Source organism: Thermomonospora cellulosilytica, assembly GCF_014138835.1.
Lineage (GTDB): Bacteria > Actinomycetota > Actinomycetes > Streptosporangiales > Streptosporangiaceae > Thermomonospora > Thermomonospora amylolytica.
On the sequence record NZ_JACJII010000001.1, the window covers coordinates 4,265,964 to 4,290,128 of the forward strand.

The 24,165-nt window shown below is 72.8% G+C and carries 21 protein-coding genes; 20 read left to right on the forward strand and 1 reads right to left on the reverse strand.

Annotation, left to right across the window (positions count from 1 at the left end; all coding sequences use genetic code 11):
- Positions 1-252: 252 nt before the first annotated feature.
- The 9 genes from rpmI to HNR21_RS20085 all read left to right on the forward strand — a co-directional run bounded on the left by rpmI (position 253) and on the right by HNR21_RS20085 (position 10,218).
- A complete protein-coding gene (rpmI, locus tag HNR21_RS20045; protein WP_119730772.1) occupies positions 253-447 on the forward strand; it encodes a 50S ribosomal protein L35 in 195 nt (64 codons plus the stop codon).
- Between the two features lie 70 nt (positions 448-517).
- Complete coding sequence (rplT, locus tag HNR21_RS20050; protein WP_119730771.1) at positions 518-895, forward strand: 50S ribosomal protein L20; 378 nt, start codon at positions 518-520, stop codon at positions 893-895.
- A gap of 53 nt (positions 896-948) precedes the next feature.
- Positions 949-1,797, forward strand: a complete 849-nt coding sequence (locus HNR21_RS20055; RefSeq protein ID WP_182708737.1) for a TrmH family RNA methyltransferase — start codon at positions 949-951, stop codon at positions 1,795-1,797.
- A 338-nt stretch (positions 1,798-2,135) separates the two neighbouring features.
- On the forward strand, positions 2,136-2,567 hold the full coding sequence (locus tag HNR21_RS20060) for an STAS domain-containing protein (protein ID WP_233358741.1): 432 nt from the start codon (positions 2,136-2,138) through the stop codon (positions 2,565-2,567).
- A 169-nt stretch (positions 2,568-2,736) separates the two neighbouring features.
- Positions 2,737-3,828 carry a sensor histidine kinase gene (locus HNR21_RS20065; protein WP_312881577.1) on the forward strand — a complete coding sequence of 364 codons (1,092 nt, stop codon included), beginning with the start codon at positions 2,737-2,739 and terminating at the stop codon, positions 3,826-3,828.
- A 98-nt stretch (positions 3,829-3,926) separates the two neighbouring features.
- Positions 3,927-5,036, forward strand: a complete 1,110-nt coding sequence (gene pheS, locus HNR21_RS20070; RefSeq protein ID WP_182706391.1) for a phenylalanine--tRNA ligase subunit alpha — start codon at positions 3,927-3,929, stop codon at positions 5,034-5,036.
- Positions 5,036-7,501 carry a phenylalanine--tRNA ligase subunit beta gene (gene pheT, locus HNR21_RS20075; protein ID WP_182706392.1) on the forward strand — a complete coding sequence of 822 codons (2,466 nt, stop codon included), beginning with the start codon at positions 5,036-5,038 and terminating at the stop codon, positions 7,499-7,501. The genes pheS and pheT overlap by 1 nt, the downstream gene beginning before the upstream one ends.
- 272 nt (positions 7,502-7,773) lie before the next feature.
- The gene (locus HNR21_RS20080) at positions 7,774-9,402 is read left to right on the forward strand and encodes an ABC-F family ATP-binding cassette domain-containing protein (RefSeq protein ID WP_182706393.1); all 1,629 of its coding nucleotides are present in this window, start codon (positions 7,774-7,776) and stop codon (positions 9,400-9,402) included.
- Between the two features lie 84 nt (positions 9,403-9,486).
- Positions 9,487-10,218 (forward strand): DUF7873 family protein, encoded by a 732-nt coding sequence (locus HNR21_RS20085; protein WP_119730766.1) that lies wholly within the window; start codon positions 9,487-9,489, stop codon positions 10,216-10,218.
- Positions 10,219-10,803: 585 nt separating this feature from the next.
- On the opposite strand, the gene HNR21_RS20090 is transcribed toward HNR21_RS20085, so the two are convergent.
- The gene (locus tag HNR21_RS20090; RefSeq protein ID WP_220500222.1) at positions 10,804-11,307 is read right to left on the reverse strand and encodes a hypothetical protein; all 504 of its coding nucleotides are present in this window, start codon (positions 11,305-11,307) and stop codon (positions 10,804-10,806) included.
- An 86-nt stretch (positions 11,308-11,393) separates the two neighbouring features.
- On the opposite strand from HNR21_RS20090, the gene HNR21_RS20095 reads away from it, so the two are divergent.
- From HNR21_RS20095 to tyrS, 11 genes are all read left to right on the forward strand, one after another.
- Positions 11,394-11,840 carry a TIGR03668 family PPOX class F420-dependent oxidoreductase gene (locus tag HNR21_RS20095; protein WP_182706394.1) on the forward strand — a complete coding sequence of 149 codons (447 nt, stop codon included), beginning with the start codon at positions 11,394-11,396 and terminating at the stop codon, positions 11,838-11,840.
- 83 nt (positions 11,841-11,923) lie between these two features.
- Positions 11,924-12,952 carry an N-acetyl-gamma-glutamyl-phosphate reductase gene (argC, locus tag HNR21_RS20100; protein ID WP_119730765.1) on the forward strand — a complete coding sequence of 343 codons (1,029 nt, stop codon included), beginning with the start codon at positions 11,924-11,926 and terminating at the stop codon, positions 12,950-12,952.
- Positions 12,949-14,106, forward strand: a complete 1,158-nt coding sequence (gene argJ / locus HNR21_RS20105) for a bifunctional glutamate N-acetyltransferase/amino-acid acetyltransferase ArgJ (RefSeq protein WP_119730764.1) — start codon at positions 12,949-12,951, stop codon at positions 14,104-14,106. Before argC ends, argJ begins: the two co-directional genes overlap by 4 nt.
- Positions 14,103-14,999 carry an acetylglutamate kinase gene (argB, locus tag HNR21_RS20110; protein WP_119730763.1) on the forward strand — a complete coding sequence of 299 codons (897 nt, stop codon included), beginning with the start codon at positions 14,103-14,105 and terminating at the stop codon, positions 14,997-14,999. The genes argJ and argB overlap by 4 nt, the downstream gene beginning before the upstream one ends.
- A complete protein-coding gene (locus HNR21_RS20115; RefSeq protein ID WP_119730762.1) occupies positions 14,996-16,192 on the forward strand; it encodes an acetylornithine transaminase in 1,197 nt (398 codons plus the stop codon). Before argB ends, HNR21_RS20115 begins: the two co-directional genes overlap by 4 nt.
- A gap of 3 nt (positions 16,193-16,195) precedes the next feature.
- The gene (gene argF / locus HNR21_RS20120) at positions 16,196-17,122 is read left to right on the forward strand and encodes an ornithine carbamoyltransferase (RefSeq protein WP_119730761.1); all 927 of its coding nucleotides are present in this window, start codon (positions 16,196-16,198) and stop codon (positions 17,120-17,122) included.
- Positions 17,119-17,625 (forward strand): arginine repressor, encoded by a 507-nt coding sequence (locus HNR21_RS20125; protein WP_119730760.1) that lies wholly within the window; start codon positions 17,119-17,121, stop codon positions 17,623-17,625. The genes argF and HNR21_RS20125 overlap by 4 nt, the downstream gene beginning before the upstream one ends.
- A gap of 67 nt (positions 17,626-17,692) precedes the next feature.
- Complete coding sequence (locus HNR21_RS20130; RefSeq protein WP_182706395.1) at positions 17,693-18,895, forward strand: argininosuccinate synthase; 1,203 nt, start codon at positions 17,693-17,695, stop codon at positions 18,893-18,895.
- A 431-nt stretch (positions 18,896-19,326) separates the two neighbouring features.
- Positions 19,327-20,745, forward strand: coding sequence for an argininosuccinate lyase (gene argH / locus HNR21_RS20135; RefSeq protein WP_182706396.1), 1,419 nt, complete (start codon positions 19,327-19,329; stop codon positions 20,743-20,745).
- 20 nt (positions 20,746-20,765) lie between these two features.
- Positions 20,766-21,395 (forward strand): DNA-3-methyladenine glycosylase, encoded by a 630-nt coding sequence (locus tag HNR21_RS20140; RefSeq protein ID WP_182706397.1) that lies wholly within the window; start codon positions 20,766-20,768, stop codon positions 21,393-21,395.
- A gap of 291 nt (positions 21,396-21,686) precedes the next feature.
- The gene (gene tyrS, locus HNR21_RS20145; protein WP_182706398.1) at positions 21,687-22,964 is read left to right on the forward strand and encodes a tyrosine--tRNA ligase; all 1,278 of its coding nucleotides are present in this window, start codon (positions 21,687-21,689) and stop codon (positions 22,962-22,964) included.
- Positions 22,965-24,165 lie beyond the last annotated feature (1,201 nt).

Here is a 24,165-nt window from a genome sequence, read left to right on the forward strand (position 1 = left end):
CACGGCCGGGGATCCCTCGCGGGCGACACCCGACGGCACCGGGGCGACCGGTCCGTCGCGCGGTGGCCCGCGCGTCCGGGCGGCCATGCCCGGGCGCCGGTGCCCGGGCCGGGGAGCCGGCCGGGCGGTTTCAGCACGTACATTCGGTGCGCCGAGCGGGTGCGCCGTCATGTGGACCATGGCGGGCGCCCCGGTCGCGCACGCCCCCGCGTCCGCGCGGGACGACGACGATCGAGGGAGACGACGGCGACCATGCCGAAGACCAAGACCCACAGCGGTGCCAAGAAGCGCTTCAAGCTGACCGGCTCCGGCAAGGTGACGCGCCGCCGCGCCAACCGCAACCACCTGCTCGAGCACAAGCCGTCCAAGCGGACCCGCCGGCTGGACGGCCGCGTCGTGGTCGCGGACGCCGACACCAAGATGATCAAGAAGCTGCTTCGCAAGTAGCCATCGCACCGACCTTCCCCACCATCGGCCGGGCGCAGCGGGCCCGGCCTTGCGCAAAGGAGATTGACACGTGGCACGTGTGAAGCGGGCTGTCAACGCCGCCAAGAAGCGCCGGGTCGTCCTCGAGCGGGCCAGCGGCTACCGGGGCCAGCGGTCGCGGCTGTACCGCAAGGCCAAGGAGCAGATGCTCCACTCGATGACCTACGCCTACCGGGACCGCAAGGACCGCAAGGGCCAGTTCCGCCGGCTGTGGATCCAGCGGATCAACGCCGCCGCCCGCGCCAACGGCATGACCTACAACCGGTTCATCCAGGGCCTGAAGGCCGCCGAGCTGGAGGTCGACCGCCGCATGCTGGCCGAGCTCGCGGTCAACGAGCCCGAGGTGTTCAAGACGCTGGTCGAGCTGGCCAAGGAGTCGCTGCCGGCGCAGGACACCAAGGCCGCCTGAGCATCGGCGGGCAGAAGGTCGTCCGGACGACGGAGACGGGAAGCACGGTGAGCATGGCGGGCCGCGAGCTGACCTCCATCCGGTCGCCCCGGGTGAAGGCGGCCCGGCGGCTCGCCAAGCGCACGTTCCGGCACCGCGAGCGCCGCTTCCTGGCCGAGGGGCCGCAGGCGGTGCGGGAGGCGCTGGCGCAGCCGGGCGTGCTGACGGAGCTGTTCACCACGGCCGAGGCGGAGTCCCGGCACGCCGATCTGGTGCTGGCCGCCGAACGGGCCGGGGTGCCGGTGCTGCGGGTCAGCGGCGAGGTGATGGCCGAGCTGGCGCAGACCGTCACCCCGCAGGGGCTGCTGGCGGTCTGCGGCTTCGTCGACGTCGGCCTGGCCGACGCGCTGGCCGCCCGGCCCACCCTGCTCACCGTGCTGGCCCACGTCCGCGATCCCGGGAACGCCGGCACGGTGCTGCGGACCGCCGACGCGGCCGGCTCCCAGGCCGTGGTCTTCACCGACGCCTCGGTCGACCCCTACAACGGCAAGTGCGTGCGCGCCTCGGCGGGCAGCCTGTTCCACCTCCCGGTGGTGACCGGCCCGCGGTTCGACGCGCTGATCCCGGCGCTGCGGGAGGGCGGGCTGACCGTGCTCGCCGCCGACGGCGCCGGTGACCGCACCCTGGACTCGGCCATCGACGACGGGCTGCTGGCCCGTCCCACCGCCTGGGTCTTCGGCAACGAGGCCTGGGGCCTGCCGGAGGAGATCCTGCGGCACGTCGACGAGGTGGTGCGGGTCCCCATCTACGGACGGGCCGAGAGCCTCAACCTGGCCACGGCCGCCGCGGTCTGCCTCTACGCCTCCGCCCGCGCCCAGCGCGCCGGGGCGGACGGCGCGTCCGGAGCGGCGGCCACCGCCTGAACGCCCGGAGGCGGCAACGTCCGCAGCGCCCCGAGGGTTGTCCCGGGGCCTGACCGGTTCCGGTCGCACGAAGACGATCTTCGTGACCGGTCCGGCTGTCAGGATGGATGTGAGAATCCCACATCGCTCCGGAACCATCCCGCAACCCATCGGGTCGCCGGCTCGTCCCACAGGAGGAGCGGACACCCCTCCGGCGAGGGATCCCGCCGCTCGCTCCGGCCGCCTACGGTGGCCGCAGGAGCGGCGGCGCGGCCGCCGCGACCCGCGAGACGATCGACGACAGGAAGGCGCCACAGGTGCCGCATACCAGAACGCATAGACAGGGGCCGCGCTCCTCGGTGGCCGTTCCGCGCTGCGGGCGGCCCGCCGGCCGGCCGCAGGAGGCCGGCGAGGAGCCGCCCGATCTGACCGTCACGGTGACGGGCCCGCCCGGCGGGACGCCGGTGGTCCACGTCGCCGGCGAGATCGACCTGCACACCGCGCAGCTGCTGCGCACCCGGCTGATCGAGATAGGCCGGGACCTGCCCGCCGCCGGCCCCGCCCGGCTGGTGGTGGACTTCGCCGACGTCGCGTTCTGCGACGCCACCGGGCTGGGCGCCCTGGTGGGGGTGCACAACGACCTGCGCGCCCGCGGCGGCGAGCTGGCCCTGGCCCGGGTGCGCCCGGCGCAGCGCCGGCTGTTCCAGGTGACCGGCCTGGACCGGCTGTTCGGGCTGTACGCCACCGTGGCCGAGGCCGCCGGCCCGCGCCGCACCTCGTTCACCGGCTGACCGTGTCCGATGCCCGGCCGCGGGCCGCGATCCCCTGCCGGTAAGGGATTTCTCCGGTCCCGCGGCGCCGCGGTTGGGCTATAGAGTCTCTTCCGACAGGCCGCGTTTCACGGGTGCTCTGGAGGCCCTGGTGGGTGACGAGAACTCCACGCACGTGCCGCGGCCCGCCGTGCCCGCCCCGCGCCGCGACCCGGCGGGCGACCCGGCCGCCGGGCCCGCCCGGGACCTGGCCGACGACCTGCCCGACGGCCTGCTGGTGGCCGGCGCCGACGCCCGGGTGGTGCTGTTCAACCGGGCCGCCTCCCGGCTCACCGGCATCCCCGCCGAGGAGGCGCTGGGCCGCGACTTCCGCGACGTGCTGCCGCTGCACGACGCCGAGGGCCGCGACTGGTGGAAGTGCCTGGACCCGTACGGGGGGCTGGCCACCCGCACCCGCCACCCCGAACGGTCCCTCTACCTGAACGACGGCACCGAGCTGCTGGTCACCGCCGCCTACCGGCGCGGCCCCCGGGGGGCCGTGGAACGTTTCACCGTCAGCTTCCGCGACGCCGCCTGGCGCGCCCGCCGCGAACGCGACCGGGCCGACCTGGTCTCCACCGTCGCCCACGAGCTGCGCTCCCCGCTCACCAGCGTCAAGGGCTTCACCGCCACGCTGCTGGCCAAGTGGCACCGCTTCAACGACGACCAGAAGCGGGTGATGCTGGAGACCGTCAACGCCGACGCCGACCGGGTCACCCGGCTGATCACCGAGCTGCTGGACGTGTCGCGGATCGAGGCCGGCCGGCTGGAGATGCACCGCCAGGTGGTCGACCTGGCCGAGGAGGCCCGCAAGGTGATCGCCGGGCGGGTGGCCGCCGGCGACCCCGAGGACCGGTTCCGGCTGGAGGTGCGCGGCGAGCTGCCGGAGATGTGGCTGGATCCGGACAAGATCGACCAGATCCTCGGCAACCTGCTGGAGAACGCGGTCCGGCACGGTGCTGGTACCGTGACAGTCGTGGTGGAGCCGGACGCGCACAAGGAGGGGGCCGCCGTGTCGGTACGCGACGAAGGCGAAGGCATCCCCCCCGAGGCGGCCCAGCGCGTGTTCCGCCAGTTCTGGCGCGGCCCCGGCGGCAACCGGCGCGGCGGCACCGGGCTCGGCCTGTTCATCGTCAAGGGCCTGGTGGAGGCGCACGGCGGCACGATCGCGGTGCAGCGCGCCCCCGGCGGCGGCGCCGAGTTCCGATTTACCTTGCCCGCCGGCGCCCCCGACTACGCCTGACGGGGCCCGCCGCGCGGGCTTCGCCGCCGTCAGCACCTGTGTGCACAGGTCCCACTAGACTCGCGGGCGATCACGCCCTGGCTGGAGTTCTCACCACCATGTCTGCACCCAACAAGTCGTACGACCCTGTCGAGGTCAGTGCGCTGCGACCGGAGGAAGTGGACCGGGCGCGCGACGAGGCGCTGGCCGCCATCGCGGCGGCGGCCGACCTCGAGGAGCTCAAGCGGGTCCGGCTGGCGCACGCCGGCGACCGTTCCCCGCTGGCGCTGGCCAACCGGGAGATCGGCGCGCTGCCGCCGCACGCCCGCGCCGAGGCCGGCAAGCGCATCGGCGCCGCCCGCGGCGCCGTCGGCCAGGCGCTCAAGCGCCGCCAGGCCGAGCTGGAGGCCGAGCGCGACCAGCGCGTCCTCATCGAGGAGACCGTCGACGTCACCCTGCCGTGGGACCGCGCCCCGCGCGGCGCCCGGCACCCGCTGACCACCCTGCAGGAGCGGATGGCCGACGTCTTCGTCGCGATGGGCTTCGAGGTCGCCGAGGGCCCCGAGGTCGAGGCCGAGTGGTACAACTTCGACGCCCTCAACATCAGGCCCGACCACCCGGCCCGCACCATGCAGGACACCTTCTTCGTGGAGTCCGAGGACACCGGGCTGGTCCTGCGCACCCACACCTCCCCGGTGCAGATCCGCTCGCTGCTGTCGCGGCCGCTGCCGGTGTACGTGGTCGCGCCCGGCCGCACGTACCGCACCGACGAGCTGGACGCCACCCACAGCCCGGTGTTCCACCAGCTCGAGGGCCTGGCGGTGGACGAGGGCCTGACGATGGCCGACCTGCGCGGCGCGATCGCGGCGTTCGTGGAGGGCATGTTCGGCGAGGGCCTGACGGTGCGGCTGCGGCCGTCGTACTTCCCGTTCACCGAGCCGTCCGGCGAGGTGGACATGCAGTGCTTCGTGTGCCGGGGCGCCTCCGTCGAGCCGGGCGCGCCGCAGTGCCGCACCTGCTCCTCCGAGGGCTGGATCGAGCTGGGCGGCTGCGGCATGGTCAACCCGCGGGTGCTGGTGGCCTGCGGCATCGACCCCGAGCGCTACAGCGGGTGGGCGTTCGGGCTGGGCGTGGAGCGGTCGCTGATGTTCCGCCACGGCGTCGAGGACATGCACGACATGGTCGAGGGTGACGTGCGCTTCACCCTTCCGTTCGGGATGGAGATCTGATGCGGGTCCCGCTGTCCTGGCTGCGCGAGCACGTCGAGCTGCCCGCCGACGTCACCGGCCGCGCGCTGGCCGCCAAGCTGATTGCCGCGGGGCTGGAGGTCGAGACGGTCGAGCTCGCCGGGCACGACGTCACCGGCCCGCTGGTGGTCGGGCGGGTGCTGGCCATCGAGGAGCTGACCGGGTTCAAGAAGCCGATCCGCTACTGCCAGGTGGACGTCGGCAACCCCGAGCCGCAGAACATCATCTGCGGCGCCCGCAACTTCGCCGAGGGCGACAAGGTCGTCGTCGCGCTGCCCGGCGCCGAGCTGCCCGGCGGCTTCAAGATCGGCGCCCGCAAGACCTACGGCAGGATGTCGGAGGGCATGATCTGCTCGGTCGCCGAGCTGGGCATCGGCGAGGACCACAGCGGCATCCTGGTGCTGCCGGGAGACCCCGAGGTCGGCGCGGACGCGATCGAGCTGCTGGGCATCCGCGACGACGTCCTGGACATCGCCGTCACCCCCGACCGCGGGTACGCCCTGTCCATCCGCGGGGTGGCACGGGAGGCGGCGCTGGCCTACGGCGTGCCGTTCACCGACCCCGCCGACGTGCCGCTGCCCGCCGACACCGAGCGCTCGTACCCGGCGAGCATCGGCGACCCGAGCGCCTGCGACCGGTTCGTGCTGCGCGAGGTCCGCGGCTTCGACCCGTCCGCGCAGACCCCCATGTGGATGCGGGTGCGGCTGTACCGGGCGGGGATGCGGCCGGTGTCGCTGGCCGTCGACGTCACCAACTACCTGATGCTGGAGCTGGGCCAGCCGCTGCACGCGTTCGACCGGGGCAAGCTGACCGGCGAGATCGTGGTGCGGCGGGCGCGGCCGGGGGAGAAGCTGGAGACCCTCGACCACGTCGTGCGCAGCCTGGACCCGGAGGACATCCTCATCACCGACGAGTCCGGGCCGATCTCCATGGCCGGGACGATGGGCGGGCTGCACACCGAGATCGACGAGAAGTCCACCGACATCGTCATCGAGGCCGCCCACTTCGACCCGGTCGGCATCGCCCGCACCGTCCGCCGGCACCGGCTGCACAGCGAGGCCTCGTACCGGTTCGAACGGAACGTGGACCGCGAGCTGCCGTTGTACGCCTCGTACCGGGCGGCGCGGATGCTCGCCGAGCTGGGCGGCGCCGAGATCGTGCCGGGCGTCACCCACGCCGAGGCCCCGGTCGAGCCGGTGACCATCACCATCCCCGCCGACCACCCGGACAGGGTGGCCGGGGTGACCTACGGCCGGGACGCGGTGGTGCGGCGGCTCACCGAGGTCGGCTGCACCGTCACCGGGGACGACGAGCTGACCGTCACGCCCCCGTCCTGGCGGCCCGACCTGGTCGACCCGAACGACCTGGCCGAGGAGGTCATCCGGCTCGAGGGGTACGAGAACATCCCGGCCCGGCCGCCCCGCCCGGTCGCCGGGCAGGGCCTGACCCCCGCCCAGCGGCAGCGCCGCCGGGTGGGCCGGGCGCTGGCCGCCGCCGGGTACGTGGAGGTGCTCAGCTACCCGTTCATCGGCGGCAAGGACCTGGACGACCTGCAGCTGGAGGCCGGCGACGCCCGGCGCCGGGCGCTGCGGCTGGCCAACCCGATGTCGGAGGACGAGCCGCTGCTGCGCACCACCATGCTGCCGGGGCTGCTCAAGGCGCTGGCCCGCAACGTCGGCCGCGGCCACGGGGACGTGGGCCTGTACGAGATGGGCCTGGTGTTCCGGCCCGGCCCGGACGGCGCCGGGCGCGCGCCGCGGCTGGCCGTGGACCGCGGGCCCACCGCCGAGGAGATCGCCTCGCTGGACGCGGCGCTGCCCGACCAGCCGCTGCGGGTCGCCGTGGTGCTGGCCGGCGACCGCGAGCCCGCCGGATGGTGGGGCGCGGGCCGCCCGGCGAGCTGGGCCGACGCCATCGAGGCGGCCCGTACCGTGGCCCGCGAGACCGGCGCCGAGCTGACCGTCAAGGCCGACCGGCACGCCCCCTGGCACCCCGGCCGGTGCGCCGCCCTGTACGTCGGCGACACCCTCGTCGGGCACGCCGGGGAGCTGCATCCGCGGGTCGTGCAGGCGTACGGGCTGCCGCCGCGGACCGCCGCGATGGAGCTGGAGCTGTCGCGGCTGGCCCCGATGGGCACCGTGCGGGCGCCGCACGTGTCCACCTACCCGATCGCCACCCAGGACGTGGCGCTGGTGGTGGACTCCGCCCGGCCCGCCGCCGAGGTCGAGGCCGCGCTCCGCGAGGGCGCGGGCGAGCTGCTGGAGTCGATCCGGCTGTTCGACGTCTACACCGGCGAGCAGGTGGGGGAGGGCCGCAAGTCGCTGGCGTTCGCGCTGCGGTTCCGCGCGCCCGACCGCACGCTGACCGCCGAGGAGGTCGGCGCGGCCCGTGACGCGGCGGTCGCCCGGGCGGCCGAACGCACCGGCGCGGTGCTGCGCGGCGCCTGATCCCGCACTCCGTGGCGCCCCGTGACCGGATGTCCGGTTGCGGGGCGCCATGGTTTTTCCTACTGTGAACGGGTCCTGTCGCCGGCCCCCGGGGGTTTCGTTGAGGCACTGAGGTCGCAGACACCGCGCAGGAGAACGGCCGCGGCGTTCCATGCCGCCGCTCTTGCGTGCGACCTCGGTGATCCCTGCTGTGGGCGAGTCGACCCGCCGCCTTCTTCGCGCGGTGTCTCCGTGTGTTCCGTGAACGTTCCGGCACCGAGGAGAACCGCCGTATGTCCTACGCCGTCGTCCTTTCCGGCGTCTCGTTCCACTGGCCCGACGGCACCCCTGTCCTGACCGGCCTGGACGGTGCGTTCGGCGCCTGCCGCACCGGGCTGATCGGCCGCAACGGCTCGGGCAAGTCGACCCTGCTGCGCCTGATCGCCGGGGAGCTGCGCCCCCAGGAGGGCGCCGTCACCGTCTCCGGCACCGTGGGGTACCTGCCGCAGACCCTTCCGCTCGGCACCGCCCGCACCGTCGCCGACCTGCTCGGCATCGCCGAGACCCGTGCCGCCCTGCACGCCATCGAACGCGGCGAGGCCACCGAGGCCAACTTCGCCGCCGTCGGCGACGACTGGGACGTCGAGGAGCGCTCGCGCGCCGAACTCGACCGTCTCGGCCTGGACCACGTCGACCTGGACCGCACCGTGGCGACCCTGTCCGGCGGGGAGGCCATGATGGTCGGGCTGGCGGCCCTGCTGCTGCGCCGCCCCGACGTGCTGCTGCTGGACGAGCCGACCAACAACCTCGACCTGGACGCCAGGCGGCGGCTGTACGAGGCCGTCGACGCCTGGTCCGGCGTCCTCGTGGTGGTCAGCCACGACCGCGCCCTGCTGGAGCGGGTCGACGAGATCGCCGACCTGTACGACGGGCGGCTGCGCACCTACGGCGGCAACCTGTCCTTCTACGAGGAGACGCTGGCCGCCGAGCAGGAGGCCGCCGAGCGGACCGTCCGCACCGCCGAGTCCGAGGTCCGCCGGCAGCGGCGCGACCTGATGGAGGCCCACCTCAAGCTGGCCCGCCGGGCCCGCCAGGGCAGGAGGGCCGCGGCGAGCGGGAGCGAACCCAAGATCGTGCTCGGGGCCCGCAAACGGGCCGCCCAGGAGTCGGCGGGCAAGCACCGCATCCTGCACGAGGAACGCCTGAGGGAGGCCAGGGAACGGCTCGCCGAGGCCGAGGAGGCGGTTCGCGACGACGACGAGATCCGCATCGAGCTGCCCCGCACCCGGGTGCCCGCGGGCCGCACGGTCCTCACCGTCACCGGGCTGACCCCGCCCGCCGAGCCCGATCAGGAGGGGCCGCCGCCGCTGCGGGAGCTGATCGTGAAGGGCCCCGAACGCATCGCCCTCACCGGCCCGAACGGCTCCGGCAAGACCACGCTCCTGCGCGCCCTGGTGGGGGAGCGGGACCTGCCCGGAGTCCGGGTGAAGGTCGGCGTCGAAGGGGTGCGCTACCTGCCGCAGCGGCTCGACGTGCTCGACGAGGCCCGCAGCATCGTCGACAACGTGCGGTCCTTCGCCCCGAACGCCACCGAGAACGAGATCCGCGCCGGGCTGGCGCGCTTCCTGTTCCGCGGCTCCCGCGCCGACCAGATCGCCGGTGGCCTGTCCGGCGGCGAACGGTTCCGCGCCGCCCTGGCCGCCCTGCTGCTGGCCGATCCGGCGCCGCAACTGCTGCTGCTGGACGAGCCCACCAACAACCTGGACATGGCCAGCGTCCGGCAGCTCGCCGAGGCCCTCGACGCCTACCAGGGGGCGTTCGTCGTCGCCAGTCACGACCTGCCGTTCCTGGCGGAGATCGGCGTCACCCGGTGGCTGCGCATCGACCGCTCCGCCGGGCTGACGGAAGGGGCGCCGCAATGAGCCGGCGTTCCGGAAAATGTCATGAAATGGCGGATCGGGTCCTGCTAGGTTTGTCGCCGATCAGCAGGAACAGGGGGATCCGCCATGGCCAGGCTCAACCAGATCATCGCCGTCGAAAAAGGCGTCAAGGGCAAAGCCGTACAGGAGCTGGCACAGGCGCAGCAGCGGCTGCAGCAGCCGGCGCCGCTGGCCGGAATTTCGCGGACCTACCAGCCCAAGGACGAGGAGGGCGAGCAGCTCCCGCCGGAGTCCACCCGGGTCCAGGTCAAGGCCGAGGACGTGCTCCGCCAGCTCGCCGGCACGCTGACCAGGCTCTTCGACGTCACCGCGACCAAGGACTGGGCCAACTGCACCGCCAAGGCCGACGTGACGGTCGACGGCCGCACCGTGCTGCGCGACGTGCCGGTCACCTATCTGCTCTTCCTGGAAAAGCAGCTCAAGGACCTGCACGCGTTCGTCAAGCGGCTGCCGGTCCTGGACGCCGCCGAGGCGTGGACCTACGACCCGTCCACCGACGTGTGGCGCACCGAGCCGGTGCGCACCGTCAAGACCAAGAAGGTCCCGCGCAACCACGTCAAGGCCGAGGCGACCGACAAGCACCCGGCCCAGGTCGAGGTCTACTACGAGGACGTGCCGGTCGGTTACTGGACCACCGTGAAGTTCTCCGGAGCCCTGCCCGCCCAGCGCGTCAACGAACTGCTCGACCGCGTCGAGAAACTGCAGGCGGCCGTCCAGTTCGCGCGCGAGGAGGCCAACGGCGCCGAAGTGACCGACCAGAACGTCGGCCAGGCCGTTTTCGACTACCTCTTCCAGTGACCGGGAGGTTAATATGAGACCCCCTCCGCCCGTGCGCGGAGGGAGCGCAGGGAGCGCAGACTGAAACTGAAGCACAGACTGATCCACGGCGAATGACAGTGCAGGTTCGACTCCTGCCCCCGGCACTCCGCGCCGGGGTAGTCCAATCGGTAGAGACTCCCGCCGTTCAGACTCAGGCTCTCGCTCCAGATTCACCCGCGCCGCCCCGCGCCGGGAAAACGGATGTGCGGGACCACCGTCAGCGCCGGTTCGAATCCGGTCCGCGCCTCTCGCGGCGTGGTAGCTCAGTGGTAGAGCGGGTGGCAGATTGAGGCTGACACACATCCCGACGATTCCGGCGCACTGATCGGGCGGCACACCAGGGGCCCGGGGATGGGAAAAACCCCGGGCTCCACCTGTTCACGGCGCCCGCCCGTTACGCGGGCCGCGTGGCGGAAGGGCTCATCCCTCCAGGGCCTTGCCGGGGTCGACCCGGCGGGCGGTGTCGTACCCGTACGGAATCGCCCTGGACCGTGCCGCCCGCCACCGACTGGCCCGCGCTCGTGCGGAACGGATCGCGGCCGGGCGGACCGGCCTGCGTCCCGCTCATCGGCCTATGTCGAGGTCGCCGCCCACGTCGTCGATCTGATGGACGGATCCGCCGACGTGCGCATCGGTGACCGACTGGCCGCCGGACGCCGGTCGCGGCGCCGTGGGGTCCGGGGCGGCCGCCGCCGGATCGCCGGCTGCGGGCGCGGACGGCGCCGGGCGGAGGCGGACGTTGCCCCGGACGTTCCTCACCTGGGCGATCCCGCCGCCGACCCGGGTGCCGGTCACCGACTGGCCGTCGGCGGCGCCGGTTCGTGCCTGCCGATGCGACATCACCAGCCCGAATCCTCCCAGCACCAGGCCCGCGAGGCCGACGAAGACGCCGATCGCACTGGCGAGCTTGTCGGCCTTGTCGAGTCCCACGACGGCGAAATGGACCGCCAATCCCGCTGATGCCGCGACCGCGACGATTCCGCCCGTCCACCCCAACGCTCGTCCCGTCATGCCGCCATTGTCGTCCCGGCCGACGGATCGCCCGAGGGCTTTGGGGGAAACCGTCATGTCCGGAGCAAGCGGACGGCCCTGGCTTCCGCGGCCGGCCCTCGTGGACGCTGGTGGGCGGGGGACTCCTGGGAAGGGAGGTCGACATGCCCGGAATCCCGGTACAGGAAGCCCGGCGGTTGCTGGGGTCGGTGCGGGTGGTGCGGGTGGCCACCGTGGACGGGGAGGGGCGGCCGCATCTGGTGGTGGCGACGTTCGCGGTGGAGGGGGACCGGATCCACATGGCGGTGGACCACAAGCCGAAGCGGTCGCGGGAGCTCAAGCGGGTGCGGAACATCCGGGGGAATCCGCGGGTGAGCGTGCTGGCGGACCACTACGAGGAGGACTGGGGGCGGCTGTGGTGGGTGCGGGCGGACGGGGAGGCGCGGGTCGTGGAGGAGCCGGGGGAACTGGGGCGGTCGGTGGATCTGCTGGTGGAGCGGTATCCGCAGTACCGGGGGCGGCGGCCGGAGGGACCGGCGATCGTGGTGGAGGTGCGGCGCTGGGTTGGATGGATATACGGAGGTGAGGACGGCCGACCGGCCGCAGGCTGAGAGATCGCTCACCCGGGCTTGAATAATCATCCAGGCCAATGAATACTCTTGCTAGAGAGTCTTCACGGGAGGGGTCTGCCGGGATGGGCATCACGGCGGCGGTGGCCGGGGCCAGCGGGTATGCGGGCGGCGAGTTGCTGCGCATCCTGGCCGGTCACCCCGAGTTCGAGATCGGCACGCTGACGGCGGGCTCCAACGCCGGGGCGGAGCTGGGGACGCTGCAGCCGCACCTGCGGCCGCTGGCCGCACGGGTCCTGGCGGAGACCACCCCCGAGACGCTGGCCGGGCACGACGTGGTCTTCCTGGCGCTGCCGCACGGGCAGTCGGGACCGCTGGCCGAACGACTCGGGGACGACGTGCTGGTCGTCGACTGCGGCGCGGACTTCCGGCTGCGCGACGCCGGCGACTGGGCGGAGTTCTACGGCACCCCGCACGCCGGCACCTGGCCGTACGGACTGCCGGAGCTGCCCGGGCAGCGGGAGGCGCTGCGCGGCACCCGGCGGATCGCGGTCCCCGGCTGCTACCCGACGGCCGTCACGCTGGCGATGTTCCCGGCGTTCGGGGCCGGGCTGGTCGAGCCGGACGTGGTGGTGGTCGCGGCCTCCGGGACCTCCGGGGCGGGCAGGAGCCTCAAGCCGCACCTGCTCGGCAGCGAGGTGATGGGGTCCATGTCGCCGTACGGGGTCGGCGGCGTGCACCGGCACACCCCCGAGATGACGCAGAACCTCAGCGCCGTGGCCGGGGAGCCGGTCACCGTGTCGTTCACCCCGACCCTGGCCCCGATGAGCCGCGGCATCCTCGCCACCTGCACCGCCAAGGTCAGGCCCGGCGTCGACCACGCCGCGGTCCGGCGGGCCTACGGCGACGCCTACGACGGCGAGACGTTCGTGTCGCTGCTGCCGGAGGGGCAGTGGCCGGCCACCGCGATGACGCTCGGCGCCAACACCGCGTTCGTCCAGGTGGCCCTCGACGAACGCGCCGGCCGCCTGGTCGCCGTCGCCGCCATCGACAACCTCACCAAGGGCACCGCGGGAGGCGCCGTGCAGAGCGCCAACATCGCCCTCGGCCTGCCCGAAGAGCTCGGACTCACCACGATCGGAGTGTCCCCGTGAGCGTAACCGCCCCCCTGGGATTCCGCGCCGCCGGCGTCGCCGCCGGGCTCAAGAACGGCGGGGATCGCGACCTGGCCCTGGTCGTCAACGACGGCCCGTCCCGCGCCGCGGCCGGGGTCTTCACCCGCAACCGGGTGAAGGCCGCCCCCGTGCTGTGGTCGCAGCAGGTGCTGCGCGGCGGCCGGGTGCGCGCGGTCGTGCTGAACTCCGGCGGCGCCAACGCCTGCACCGGAGCGCCCGGCTTCCAGGACACCCACGCCACCGCCGAGCAGGCCGCCGAGGTGCTGGACGACTCGGCCGCCGAGATCGCCGTCTGCTCCACCGGACTGATCGGCGAACGGCTGCCGATGGACAGGCTGCTCCCGGCGATCGGCACCGCCGCCGCCGAGCTGTCCCGCGACGGCGGGCTGGCCGCCGCCGACGCCATCCGCACCACCGACACCGTCGCCAAGATCTCCTTCCGGCGCGCGCAGGAGGCCGGCTACACCATCGGCGGCATGGCCAAGGGCGCCGGGATGCTGGCCCCCTCGCTGGCCACCATGCTGTGCGTGCTGACCACCGACGCCGACCTGGACGCCGAGACCCTGGACCGGGCGCTGCGGTCGGCCGTCGCGGTCACCTTCGACCGGCTCGACACCGACGGCTGCATCTCCACCAACGACACCGTGCTGCTGCTGGCCTCCGGGGCCGCCGGGGTCACCCCGGACGAGGCCGAGTTCACCGCGCTGCTCACCGAGGTCTGCGCCGACCTGACCCGGCAGCTGCTGGTCGACGCCGAGGGCGCCACCAAGGCCATCACCATCGAGGTCGTCGGCGCGGCCAGCGTCTCCGACGCGGTGACGGTCGGCCGCGCCATCGCCCGCAACAACCTGCTCAAGTGCGCCATCCACGGCGAGGACCCCAACTGGGGCCGGGTGCTGGGCGCGGTCGGCGCCACCGACGCGGTGTTCGAGCCCGACCAGGTGAACGTGGCCATCAACGGCGTGTGGGTGTGCCGCAACGGCGCGGTCGGCGACGACCGCGACAAGGTCGACCTGCGCCCCCGCGACGTGACGATCACGGTGGACCTGTCGGCGGGTCCGGAGTCCGCGACCGTCTGGACGACCGACCTCACGGCCGAGTACGTCCACGAGAACTCGGCGTACTCGACATGAGCGCCCCCCGCGGTCACGTGCTCGCCAAGGCCGCCGCGCTGATCGAGGCGCTGCCCTGGCTGGAGCGCTTCCACGGCAGGACCGTCGTCATCAAGTACGGCGGGCACGCGATGACCGAGGAGTCGCTGCGGCACTCCTTCGCCGAGGACATCGTGTTCCTGCGGTACGCCGGGATCAGGCCGGTGATCGTGCACGGCGGCGGCCCCCAGATCAACGCCGCGCTGGAGGTCCACGGCATCGAGTCGCACTTCACCGCCGGGCTGCGGGTCACCACCCCCGAGGCCATGGAGGTCGTCCGGATGGTGCTGGTCGGCCAGGTCAACCGGGACGTGGTCGGCCTGATCAACCGGCACGGCCCGTTCGCGGTGGGGATGAGCGGCGAGGACGCCAACCTGTTCACCGCCGAGCGCAAGCACGCCGTCGTGGACGGCGAGCCGGTCGACATCGGCCAGGTCGGCGAGATCGTCGAGGTGCAGGTCGGCGCGGTGCGCAGCCTGCTGGACGACGGCCGCATCCCGGTGGTCTCGTCCGTGGCCCGCGGCGACGACGGCGAGATCTACAACGTCAACGCCGACACCGCCGCCGCCGCGCTGGCGGTCGCCCTCGACGCCGCCAAGCTGATCGTCCTCACCGACGTGGAGGGCCTGTACGCCGACTGGCCGAACAGCGAGGAGGTCATCGACGAGCTGACCACCGACGAGCTGGCCGAGCTGCTGCCGGAGCTGTCGGCGGGCATGGTCCCCAAGATGGAGGCGTGCCTGCAGGCCGTACGCGGGGGAGTACCGCAGGCGCACGTGCTCGACGGGCGGGTGCCGCACTCGCTGCTGCTGGAAGTGTTCACCGACGAGGGCATCGGCACCATGGTGGTGCCGGGCCGGGGAGGGGCCGCATGAGCTCCGAAGACCTGCTCGCCCGGTACGCGGCGGCGTTCATGCCCAACTACGGGGTGCCGCCGGTGGCGCTGGTCGCCGGTCAGGGATGCGTGGCCCACGACGCCGACGGCAAGGAGTACCTGGACTTCATCGCCGGCATCGCGGTCAGCTCCCTCGGCCACGCCCACGAGGCCCTCGCCGAGGCCGTCTCCAACCAGATCCACTCGATCGCCCACACCTCCAACCTGTTCGTCAACGAGCAGGAGGTGCTGCTGGCCGAGGAGCTGCGCCGGTTGCTCGGCGGCGAGGGCCGGGTGTTCCTGACCAACAGCGGCACCGAGGCCAACGAGTGCGCCCTCAAACTCGCCATCAAGTACGGCAAGGCGAACGGGCGGAGCTACTTCGTCGCCGCCGAGAACGGCTTCCACGGCCGGTCGATGGGCGCGCTGTCGCTGACCGGCAAGCAGTCGATCCGCGAGCCGTTCGGACCGTTCGCCCTCGACGTGCGGTTCGTCCCGTACGGAGACGCCGACGCTCTGCGCCAGGCCGTCACCGAGGAGTGCGCGGCGGTCTTCCTGGAGCCCACGCTGGGCGAGGGCGGCGTCGTTCCCCCGCCGGACGGCTACCTGGCAGCGGCCCGGCAGATCTGCGACGACACCGGCGCATTGTTCGTCATGGACGAGATCCAGTCCGCGATCGGCCGTACCGGCACCTGGTTCGCCCACCAGCACGACGGGATACGGCCCGACATCCTCACCCTCGCCAAGGGCCTGGGCGGCGGGCTGCCGATCGGCGCCTGCATCGGCTTCGGCCCCTATGGGGAGCTGTTCGCCAAGGGCGACCACGGCAGCACGTTCGGCGGCAACCCGGTCGCCTGCGCCGCCGCCCTGGCCGTCCTGGCGACCATCGAGAAGGAAGGGCTGCTCGACAACGCCGCCCGGGTCGGCGCCCTGCTCAAAGACGGCCTGTCCGCCGTCGAGCATCCGCTGCTGAAGGGCGTGCGGGGACGCGGCCTGTGGCTGGGCGTCGTGCTCGCCGAGGCCCGCGCCGCCGACGTGGAGGCCGCCGCCCGCGACGCCGGGTTCCTGGTCAACGCCGTCCAGCCGAACGTGATCCGGCTGGCCCCGCCGCTGATCGTCACCCCCGACCAGGCCACCGCGCTGGTCAACGCGTTCCCCTCGATCCTCGACGCCGTCTCCCCCAAGGAGGGCTGACCGATGGTGCGCCACTTCCTGCGGGACGACGACCTCACCCCCGCCGAACAGGCCCGGATCCTCGACCTGGCCGCCGAGGTCAAGCGGGACCGGTTCGCCCGCCGCCCCCTGGAGGGGCCGCGGACCGTGGCGGTGCTGTTCGACAAGCCCTCCACCCGGACCCGGATCTCGTTCGCCGTCGGCATCGCCGAGCTCGGCGGGCACGCCCTGATCATGGACGCCGGCACCAGCCAGCTCGGCCGCGGCGAGACCATCTCCGACACCGCCAAGGTCCTCGAACGCCAGGTCGCCGCCATCGTGTGGCGGACCTCCGGGCAGGAACGGGTCGAGGAGATGGCCGCCGCCTCGTCGGTGCCGGTCGTCAACGCCCTCACCGACCAGTTCCACCCCTGCCAGATCCTCGCCGACCTGCAGACCGTCCGCGAGGTCAAGGGCGGGCTGGCCGGGGTCACCCTGACCTACCTGGGCGACGGCGCCAACAACATGGCCCACTCGTACCTGCTCGGCGGCGCCACCGCCGGCATGCACGTCCGGATCGGCGCCCCCGACGGCTACCTGCCCGACCCGCGGGTCGTCGCCGACGCCGCCCGGATCGCCGAGGCCACCGGCGGATCGGTCGCCGTCACCACCGACGCCAAGGCCGCCGCCGAGAACGCCGACGTGCTGGCCACCGACACCTGGGTGTCCATGGGGCAGGACGCCAAGGACCTGGCGGTCTTCGCCCCGTACGCGGTCGACGAGGACAAGGTCGCGCTGGCCGCCCCCGACGTGGCGGTGCTGCACTGCCTGCCCGCCTACCGCGGCAAGGAGATCTCCGCCGCCGTCCTCGACGGCCCGCACAGCGTCGTCTGGGACGAGGCCGAGAACCGGCTGCACGCCCAGAAGGCCCTGCTGGTCTGGCTGCTGGAGCAGCAGGATGGTGTCCCATGAGCACCCCCATGACCAAGGCGGCGCGGCACGCCCGCGTCATCGAGATCCTCAACCGCCACCCGGTCCACTCCCAGGCCGAGCTGGCCCGGCTGCTGGCCGAGGACGGCCTGGAGGTCACCCAGGCCACCCTGTCCCGCGACCTGGTGGAGATCGGCGCGGTCAAGCTCCGCGCCGACGACGGCAGCCTGATCTACGCCGTTCCCGGCGAGGGCGGGGAACGCATCCCGCGCACCCACACCGGATCGGCGGAGACCTTCCACGGCCGGCTCGCCCGGCTGGCCCAGGAACTGCTGGTCTCCGCCGAGGCCTCCGCCAACCTGGTGATCGTGCGGACCCCGGCGGGCGCCGCCCAGTACCTGGCCTCCGCCATCGACCACGCGCAGTGGCCGTCCGTCCTGGGTACCGTGGCAGGGGACGACTCGATCCTGGTCATCGCCCGCGACCCCGACGGCGGGCAGGCGCTGGCCGACGCGCTGCTGCGGCTGACCGAACGACGAGGCTAGGGGCCGGCGCCCCCGCACCCACCACTTCCTGCACGTCCTCCGCAACGCCGAATCAGGAGATCACGACATGAGCGAGCGGGTCGTTCTCGCCTATTCCGGGGGCCTGGACACCTCCGTGGCCATCCCGTACCTGGCCGAACGGACCGGAGGCGAGGTCGTCGCCGTCGCGGTGGACGTCGGCCAGGGCGGCGAGGACCTGGAGGCCATCCGCAAGCGGGCGCTGGCGTGCGGCGCCGCCGAGGCCGTCGTGGTCGACGCCCGCGAGGAGTTCGCCGCCGACTTCTGCGTGCCCGCCCTGCAGGCCAACGCCCTCTACATGGACCGCTACCCGCTGCTGTCCGCGCTGTCGCGGCCGCTGATCGTCAAGCACCTGGTCGCCGCCGCCGAACGGTTCGGCGGCACCGCCGTCGCGCACGGCTGCACCGGCAAGGGCAACGACCAGGTCCGCTTCGAGGCCGGCCTGTCCGCCCTCAACCCCGACCTGAAGGTCATCGCCCCCGCCCGGGACTTCGCCTGGACCCGCGACAAGGCCATCGAGTACGCCGAGTCCAGGGGCCTGCCGATCGACGTGTCGTCCAAGTCCCCGTACTCCATCGACCAGAACCTGTGGGGCCGCGCCGTCGAGACCGGCTTCCTGGAGGACATCTGGAACGGGCCCGTCGAGGACGTCTACGACTACACCGCCGACCCGGCCGTCCAGCGCGACCCCGACGAGGTCGTCATCACCTTCCGGGCCGGCGTCCCCGTCGCCCTCGACGGCCGCGAGCTGACCCCGTTCCAGCTCATCGACGAACTCAACCGGCGCGCCGGCGCCCAGGGCGTGGGCCGCATCGACATGGTCGAGGACCGCCTGGTCGGCATCAAGAGCCGCGAGGTCTACGAGGCCCCCGCCGCCATCGCGCTGATCACCGCCCACATGGAACTGGAGAACGTCACCGTCGAACGCGACCTGGCACGCTTCAAGCGCGGCGTCGACCAGCGCTGGGGCGAACTCGTCTACGACGGCCTGTGGTTCTCCCCGCTCAAGCACGCCCTGGACGCCTTCATCGCCGAATCCCAGAAGCACGTGAGCGGCGACATCCGGATGACCCTGCACGGCGGCCGCGCCGTCGTCACCGGCCGCCGCAGCGACAGCTCCCTGTACAGCCACTCCCTGGCCACCTACGACACCGGCGACACCTTCGACCAGAGCCTGGCCAGGGGCTTCGTCGAACTGTTCAGCCTCCCCAGCAAGATGTCCGCCGCCCGCGACCGCCGCACCCGAGACTGACACCACGAAAGCTTGATCCCGGACGACGGGGGACCCACCCCCACGCAGAGCCCCGTTCGGGAAAGGCCGTACATGCCCGGCAGAACGGCACGCTCTCCATCAAAGCGATGCGGCGAGCGGTACGGCGTACGTCCGCTGGGACAGCGTGCGACCGGTCCGTGAGACCGCGTTTCACGACGGCGCCGCACACCGTCCGCCTCCATCGGACCCAGGGCTCCGCAGAGCGGCCTGCTCAGGCGAGGACGTACGTTCCCGCCCGGTAGGCTTCGCATGTCCAAGACCACTGAAGGCCACCCGCGAGCGGGCCCGCGTGGTCGTGAGGGAGGAGGCTTCAAGATCGCGAGGAACGAGCGATCTTGAAGCCGACGACCGAACGGCCGCGCGTCCGAAGGCCCGCGAGCCGCGCGAGCGAAGCGAGTGCAAGGAGACACGTGAGTAAGGCACCGACGAGGTTGTGGGGCGGCCGGTTCGAGGGCGGTCCGGCGGACGCGCTCGCCCGGCTGTCGGTGAGCGTGCAGTTCGACTGGCGCCTGGCCCCGTACGACCTGATGGGCTCGCGCGCCCACGCCCGCGTGCTGCACCGGGCGGGCCTGCTCACCGACGACGAGCTGACCCGCATGCTGGGCGCGCTGGACGACCTGGAGGCGGCCTGCCGGTCCGGCGAGTTCCGCCCCACGGTGGCCGACGAGGACGTGCACACCGCCCTGGAGCGCGGCCTGCTGGAGCGGCTCGGCGCGCTGGGCGGCAAGCTGCGCGCCGGCCGCAGCCGCAACGACCAGATCGCCACCGACCTGCGGCTGTACCTGCGCGACCACGCCCGGCAGATCGTCTCCCGGCTGGTGGAGCTGGAGACCGCGCTGATCGCCCAGGCCGAGCACAACATGGGCGTGGCCGCCCCCGGCATGACCCATCTGCAGCACGCCCAGCCGGTGCTGTTCTCCCACCAGCTGCTGGCGCACGTGCACCCCATCGCCCGCGACATCGACCGGCTGCGCGACTGGGACAGGCGCGCCGCGATCTCCCCGCTGGGCTCGGGCGCGCTGGCCGGGTCCTCGCTGCCGCTGGACCCGCAGGCGGTCGCCGACGAGCTGGGCTTCGACGCCGCCGCCCCCAACTCGATGGACGCCGTCGCCGACCGCGACTTCGCCGCCGAGTTCCTGTTCGTGGCGGCCATGATCGGCGTCCACCTGTCGCGGCTGGGCGAGGAGATCGTCCTGTGGGCCTCGCAGGAGTTCCGCTGGATCGAGATGGACGACACCTACGCCACCGGGTCGTCCATCATGCCGCAGAAGAAGAACCCCGACGTCGCCGAGCTGGCCCGCGGCAAGGCCGGCCGCCTCATCGGCCATCTGGTCGGTCTGCTGACCACCCTCAAGGGCCTGCCGCTGACCTACAACCGGGACCTGCAGGAGGACAAGGAGGGCGTCTTCGACGCCGTCGAGACCCTGCTGCTGGTGCTGCCCGCCATGTCCGGCCTGATCGCCACCATGCGGGTCAACACCGAACGGCTGGAGGCGCTGGCCCCCGAGGGCTTCGCGCTGGCCACCGACCTGGCCGAGCTGCTGGTGCGGCGCGGCGTCCCGTTCCGCGAGGCCCACGAGGTCGTCGGCCACCTGGTGGTGTGGTGCCAGGTGAACGACAAGGACTTCGACGACCTGACCGACGACGAGCTGGCCAAGGTCTCCCCGCACCTGACCCCGGACGTCCGCGAGGTGCTGAACGTGCAGGGCGCCCTGGCCTCCCGCAAGGCCTACGGCGGCACCGGCCCCGACCGGGTCCGCGAGCAGCTGGAGGACCTGCGCGCCCTGGTCGACCGGCACGCCGCCTGGGCCTCCGGCTCCGAGGGCTGAACCGTGCCGGGACGGCTGTCGTGAGCGACCTCCTCGACCGGGACTTCTTCGACCGTCCCGTGGAGGAGGTCGCCCCCGCACTGCTCGGGCAGGTCTTCGCCCACCGCACCGACGAGGGCGAGGTCGCCGTGCGCCTCACCGAGGTCGAGGCGTACGCCGGGCCGCTGGACCCCGCCTCCCACTCCTACCGGGGACGCACGGCCCGCAACGCCGTCATGTGGGGTCCGCCGGGGCACGCGTACGTCTACTTCACGTACGGCATGCACTTCTGCGTGAACCTGGTCTGCGGCCCGGACGGCACCGCCTCGGCCGTGCTCCTGCGCGCCGGGGAGATCGTCGCGGGCCTCGACCTGGCGCGGTCGCGCCGCCCGCGGTCCACCGTCCGCGACCTCGCCCGGGGCCCGGCCCGCCTGTGCCAGGCCCTGGCCATCGACCGGGCCCACAACGGCCTGGACGTCTGCGACACCGGATCCCCCCTGCGCATCCTCAGCGGGGACGCGGTGGACCCGGCCGGCATCCGCACCGGTCCCCGCGTCGGCGTGACCGCGGCCAAGGACGTCCCCTGGCGCTTCTGGATCGACGGCGACCCCACGGTCTCCCAGTACCGGCCCCACGTTCCCCGCCGCCGCAGGCCACCCGCCCAGACGTGACCCGCTGACTCGTTCGGCCGTCGGACCGCCCCTGAAACCGGGCCGCCTCAGCACGCGGCGTCAGGCGGAGGCGGGGCCTTCGCCGAGCCGTCCGTGTGCCCGCCCCGGGCAGGCCGCTGAGCGGCGGCTCACCGCCGGGCCGATCCCGACGGCGAGTCGCGGCCGGTCCGGGCCATGTCATCCTCGGCGGCTGAATATCGTTACCGTGTGCTGCGGCCCATCGGGCACCCTGGTGGGCGTACCGGAAGGCCCGGCGTTCCGAGCCTGGCATCGCGGAAGACGAGGGAGACCGTGACCGACGTCCTTGCCGATCTCGCGTGGCGCGACCTGATCGCGCAGTCCACCGACCTGGACGAACTGCGGGCGCTGCTCGCCGCGGGGCCGGTCACGCTGTATTGCGGGTTCGACCCGACCGCGCCGAGCCTGCACCTGGGCAACCTCATGCAGATCCTCACCCTGCGTCGCTTCCAGCTCGCCGGGCACCGGCCGATCGGGCTGGTCGGCGGCGCCACCGGGCTGATCGGCGACCCCAGCGGCAAGAGCGCCGAGCGCACCCTCAACTCCCCGGAGGTCGTCGCCGGCTGGGTGGAGCGGATCCGCGGGCAGGTCGCCCGGTTCCTCGACTTCGACGAGGGCCCGACCGGCGCGCTCATCGTGAGCAACCTGGACTGGACCGGCCCGATGACGGCGATCGAGTTCCTGCGCGACATCGGCAAGCACTTCCCGGTCAACCGGATGCTCGCCCGGGAGACCGTGAAGACCCGCCTGGAGAGCACGGGCATGAGCTACACCGAGTTCAGCTACGTGCTGCTGCAGTCGATGGACTTCCTGGAGCTGTACCGCCGGTACGGCTGCCGCCTGCAGACCGGCGGCAGCGACCAGTGGGGCAACCTCACCGCCGGCGTCGACCTGATCCGCCGCGTCGAGGGCGGCACCGCGCACGCCCTGACCACCCCGCTGCTCACCAAGGCCGACGGGTCCAAGTTCGGCAAGACCGCCGGCGGCGAGACCTACTGGCTCGACCCCGAGCTGACCTCGCCGTACGCGTTCTACCAGTTCTGGTTCAACGCCGACGACCGGGACGTGGAGAAGTTCCTCAAGGTGTTCAGCTTCCGCTCCCGCGAGGAGATCGAGCACCTGGTCAAGGAGTCCGCCGAACGCCCCGCCGCCCGCGTCGCCCAGCGCGCCCTGGCCGAGGAGCTCACCACCCTCGTCCACGGCGCCGACGAGTGCGCCAAGGTGATCGCCGCCTCCCGCGCCCTGTTCGGCCAGGGGTCCCTGGAGGAGCTCGACGAACGCACCCTGGCCGCGGCGCTCTCCGAGGTCCCCCACACCGAGGTCCCGCCCGGCGACCTCCCGCCCGTCGCCGACCTCCTCGCCGCCTCCGGCCTGTGCAAGAGCAAGTCCGAGGCCCGCCGCGCCATTGCCCAGGGCGGCGCCTACCTCAACAACGCCAAGGTCGTCTCCGAGGACGCCGCCCCGGCCTCCGACGATCTTCTGCACGGCCGCTTCCTGGTCCTCCGCCGAGGCAAGCGCAACGTCGGCGTGGTCGAGGTGAAGCGCCCCTGACCTCCGGCACGGCGAACGCCCGCACCCACCACCCGGGCGTTCGCCGTGCCCCGTCCGGCCCGATACCGAACTCCCCGAACCGGCCCCACCATGATCACGAGGACGCGGAAGATCGCTTCCTCAGGATCTCGGTGGATTCCACCCGTCCGGCCGCACCGTCTATCCGGTGGATCTCGGCGCCGGCGGGTGCGTCGCACCGGGCGACCTGTCCGCCGGGTGCCTCCCAGCGGTTTCCGGGCGGCCTCTGTTCGCCGCCGTCTCCCGAACGCGCGCACAAGATCCGCCGGACACGTCCCCGGGCCTGACGTCGTAGTGCCCGGGTGACGTGGGTCGGCTGGGTCGAGCCGACCGTTCCGCGGGTCCGGCATCGAACGGTGAAGCGATCGGTACGTGTGGACGTCGGCGTGCGCCTCGTGAGCGCGATGTGATCACTTTGACGACGGCCTGGTGGACGCGCCTCCGGGATCCGCAGTGAGCAGGACACTCGTGCGGAACGCCCGGCCTGCGCGCTCGCCCAACCCGTCTTGCTTCGGTGGTGGTCGAGGGGCTGCCGATCAGACGAGCTACGGCCGCGGATCCGCATGGACGATCGGGTACGACCAGAGTCGGCCCGCGCCGTACCGCCTCGGGCGTCGAGCGCCGTCGAGCTCTGGTGGTGCGGTCACCGCGCAGGCGGGGCAGCCCGGGTGGCAGGGCTGTTGCACCCCATGCGGACATGACGGCGCCCCTGCGCCGTGACCAGCGGTGACGACGCCCTGGCGGAGCCCGCGCGCCGATCACAGATTGATCACGCGGTGCGGCGACCCGGGCGAGGGACGCGGGAATATCCCCGCTGAGCTGGGCGTTCGTACACCTGCCCGTCGATTTGACGTCGTCGCGGGGTCGACCTAATGTTCTACATGCCCCACGGGGGAGCGGGACGCCGACAGGCGGCCGGCCCCGGGGGAATCCACCAGGATCCTGAGGAAGCGATCTTCCGCGTCCTCGTGATCATGGTGGGCCCGATCGGACCGAGTTGGACAAACCGGGACGAACGGGTACAGTAGAAGGGTTGCCCCTGCGGGGTGCCTGCCTGGTGGGGTGGGTGTTCTGGGGTGGGTGTCCGTTTCTTGAGAACTCAACAGTGTGTTAAAAGCCAGTGCCTTGTGACAGCCCCTGTGGGGGTTGTTGTCCTCGTCAAGAGGATTTCTTTGAGGCAGCA

What these genes read in the sequence shown, in the direction of transcription:
- rpmI (WP_119730772.1), top strand. Translation starts at nt 253, where the DNA reads ATGCCGAAGACCAAGACCCACAGCGGTGCCAAGAAGCGCTTCAAGCTG.
- pheS (WP_182706391.1), top strand. Translation starts at nt 3,927, where the DNA reads ATGTCTGCACCCAACAAGTCGTACGACCCTGTCGAGGTCAGTGCGCTG.
- argB (WP_119730763.1), top strand. Translation starts at nt 14,103, where the DNA reads ATGAGCGCCCCCCGCGGTCACGTGCTCGCCAAGGCCGCCGCGCTGATC.
- argC (WP_119730765.1), top strand. Translation starts at nt 11,924, where the DNA reads ATGGGCATCACGGCGGCGGTGGCCGGGGCCAGCGGGTATGCGGGCGGC.
- pheT (WP_182706392.1), top strand. Translation starts at nt 5,036, where the DNA reads ATGCGGGTCCCGCTGTCCTGGCTGCGCGAGCACGTCGAGCTGCCCGCC.
- HNR21_RS20130 (WP_182706395.1), top strand. Translation starts at nt 17,693, where the DNA reads ATGAGCGAGCGGGTCGTTCTCGCCTATTCCGGGGGCCTGGACACCTCC.
- HNR21_RS20125 (WP_119730760.1), top strand. Translation starts at nt 17,119, where the DNA reads ATGAGCACCCCCATGACCAAGGCGGCGCGGCACGCCCGCGTCATCGAG.
- HNR21_RS20090 (WP_220500222.1), bottom strand. Translation starts at nt 11,307, where the DNA reads ATGACGGTTTCCCCCAAAGCCCTCGGGCGATCCGTCGGCCGGGACGAC.
- HNR21_RS20055 (WP_182708737.1), top strand. Translation starts at nt 949, where the DNA reads ATGGCGGGCCGCGAGCTGACCTCCATCCGGTCGCCCCGGGTGAAGGCG.
- HNR21_RS20080 (WP_182706393.1), top strand. Translation starts at nt 7,774, where the DNA reads ATGTCCTACGCCGTCGTCCTTTCCGGCGTCTCGTTCCACTGGCCCGAC.
- HNR21_RS20085 (WP_119730766.1), top strand. Translation starts at nt 9,487, where the DNA reads ATGGCCAGGCTCAACCAGATCATCGCCGTCGAAAAAGGCGTCAAGGGC.
- HNR21_RS20095 (WP_182706394.1), top strand. Translation starts at nt 11,394, where the DNA reads ATGCCCGGAATCCCGGTACAGGAAGCCCGGCGGTTGCTGGGGTCGGTG.
- argF (WP_119730761.1), top strand. Translation starts at nt 16,196, where the DNA reads ATGGTGCGCCACTTCCTGCGGGACGACGACCTCACCCCCGCCGAACAG.
- HNR21_RS20115 (WP_119730762.1), top strand. Translation starts at nt 14,996, where the DNA reads ATGAGCTCCGAAGACCTGCTCGCCCGGTACGCGGCGGCGTTCATGCCC.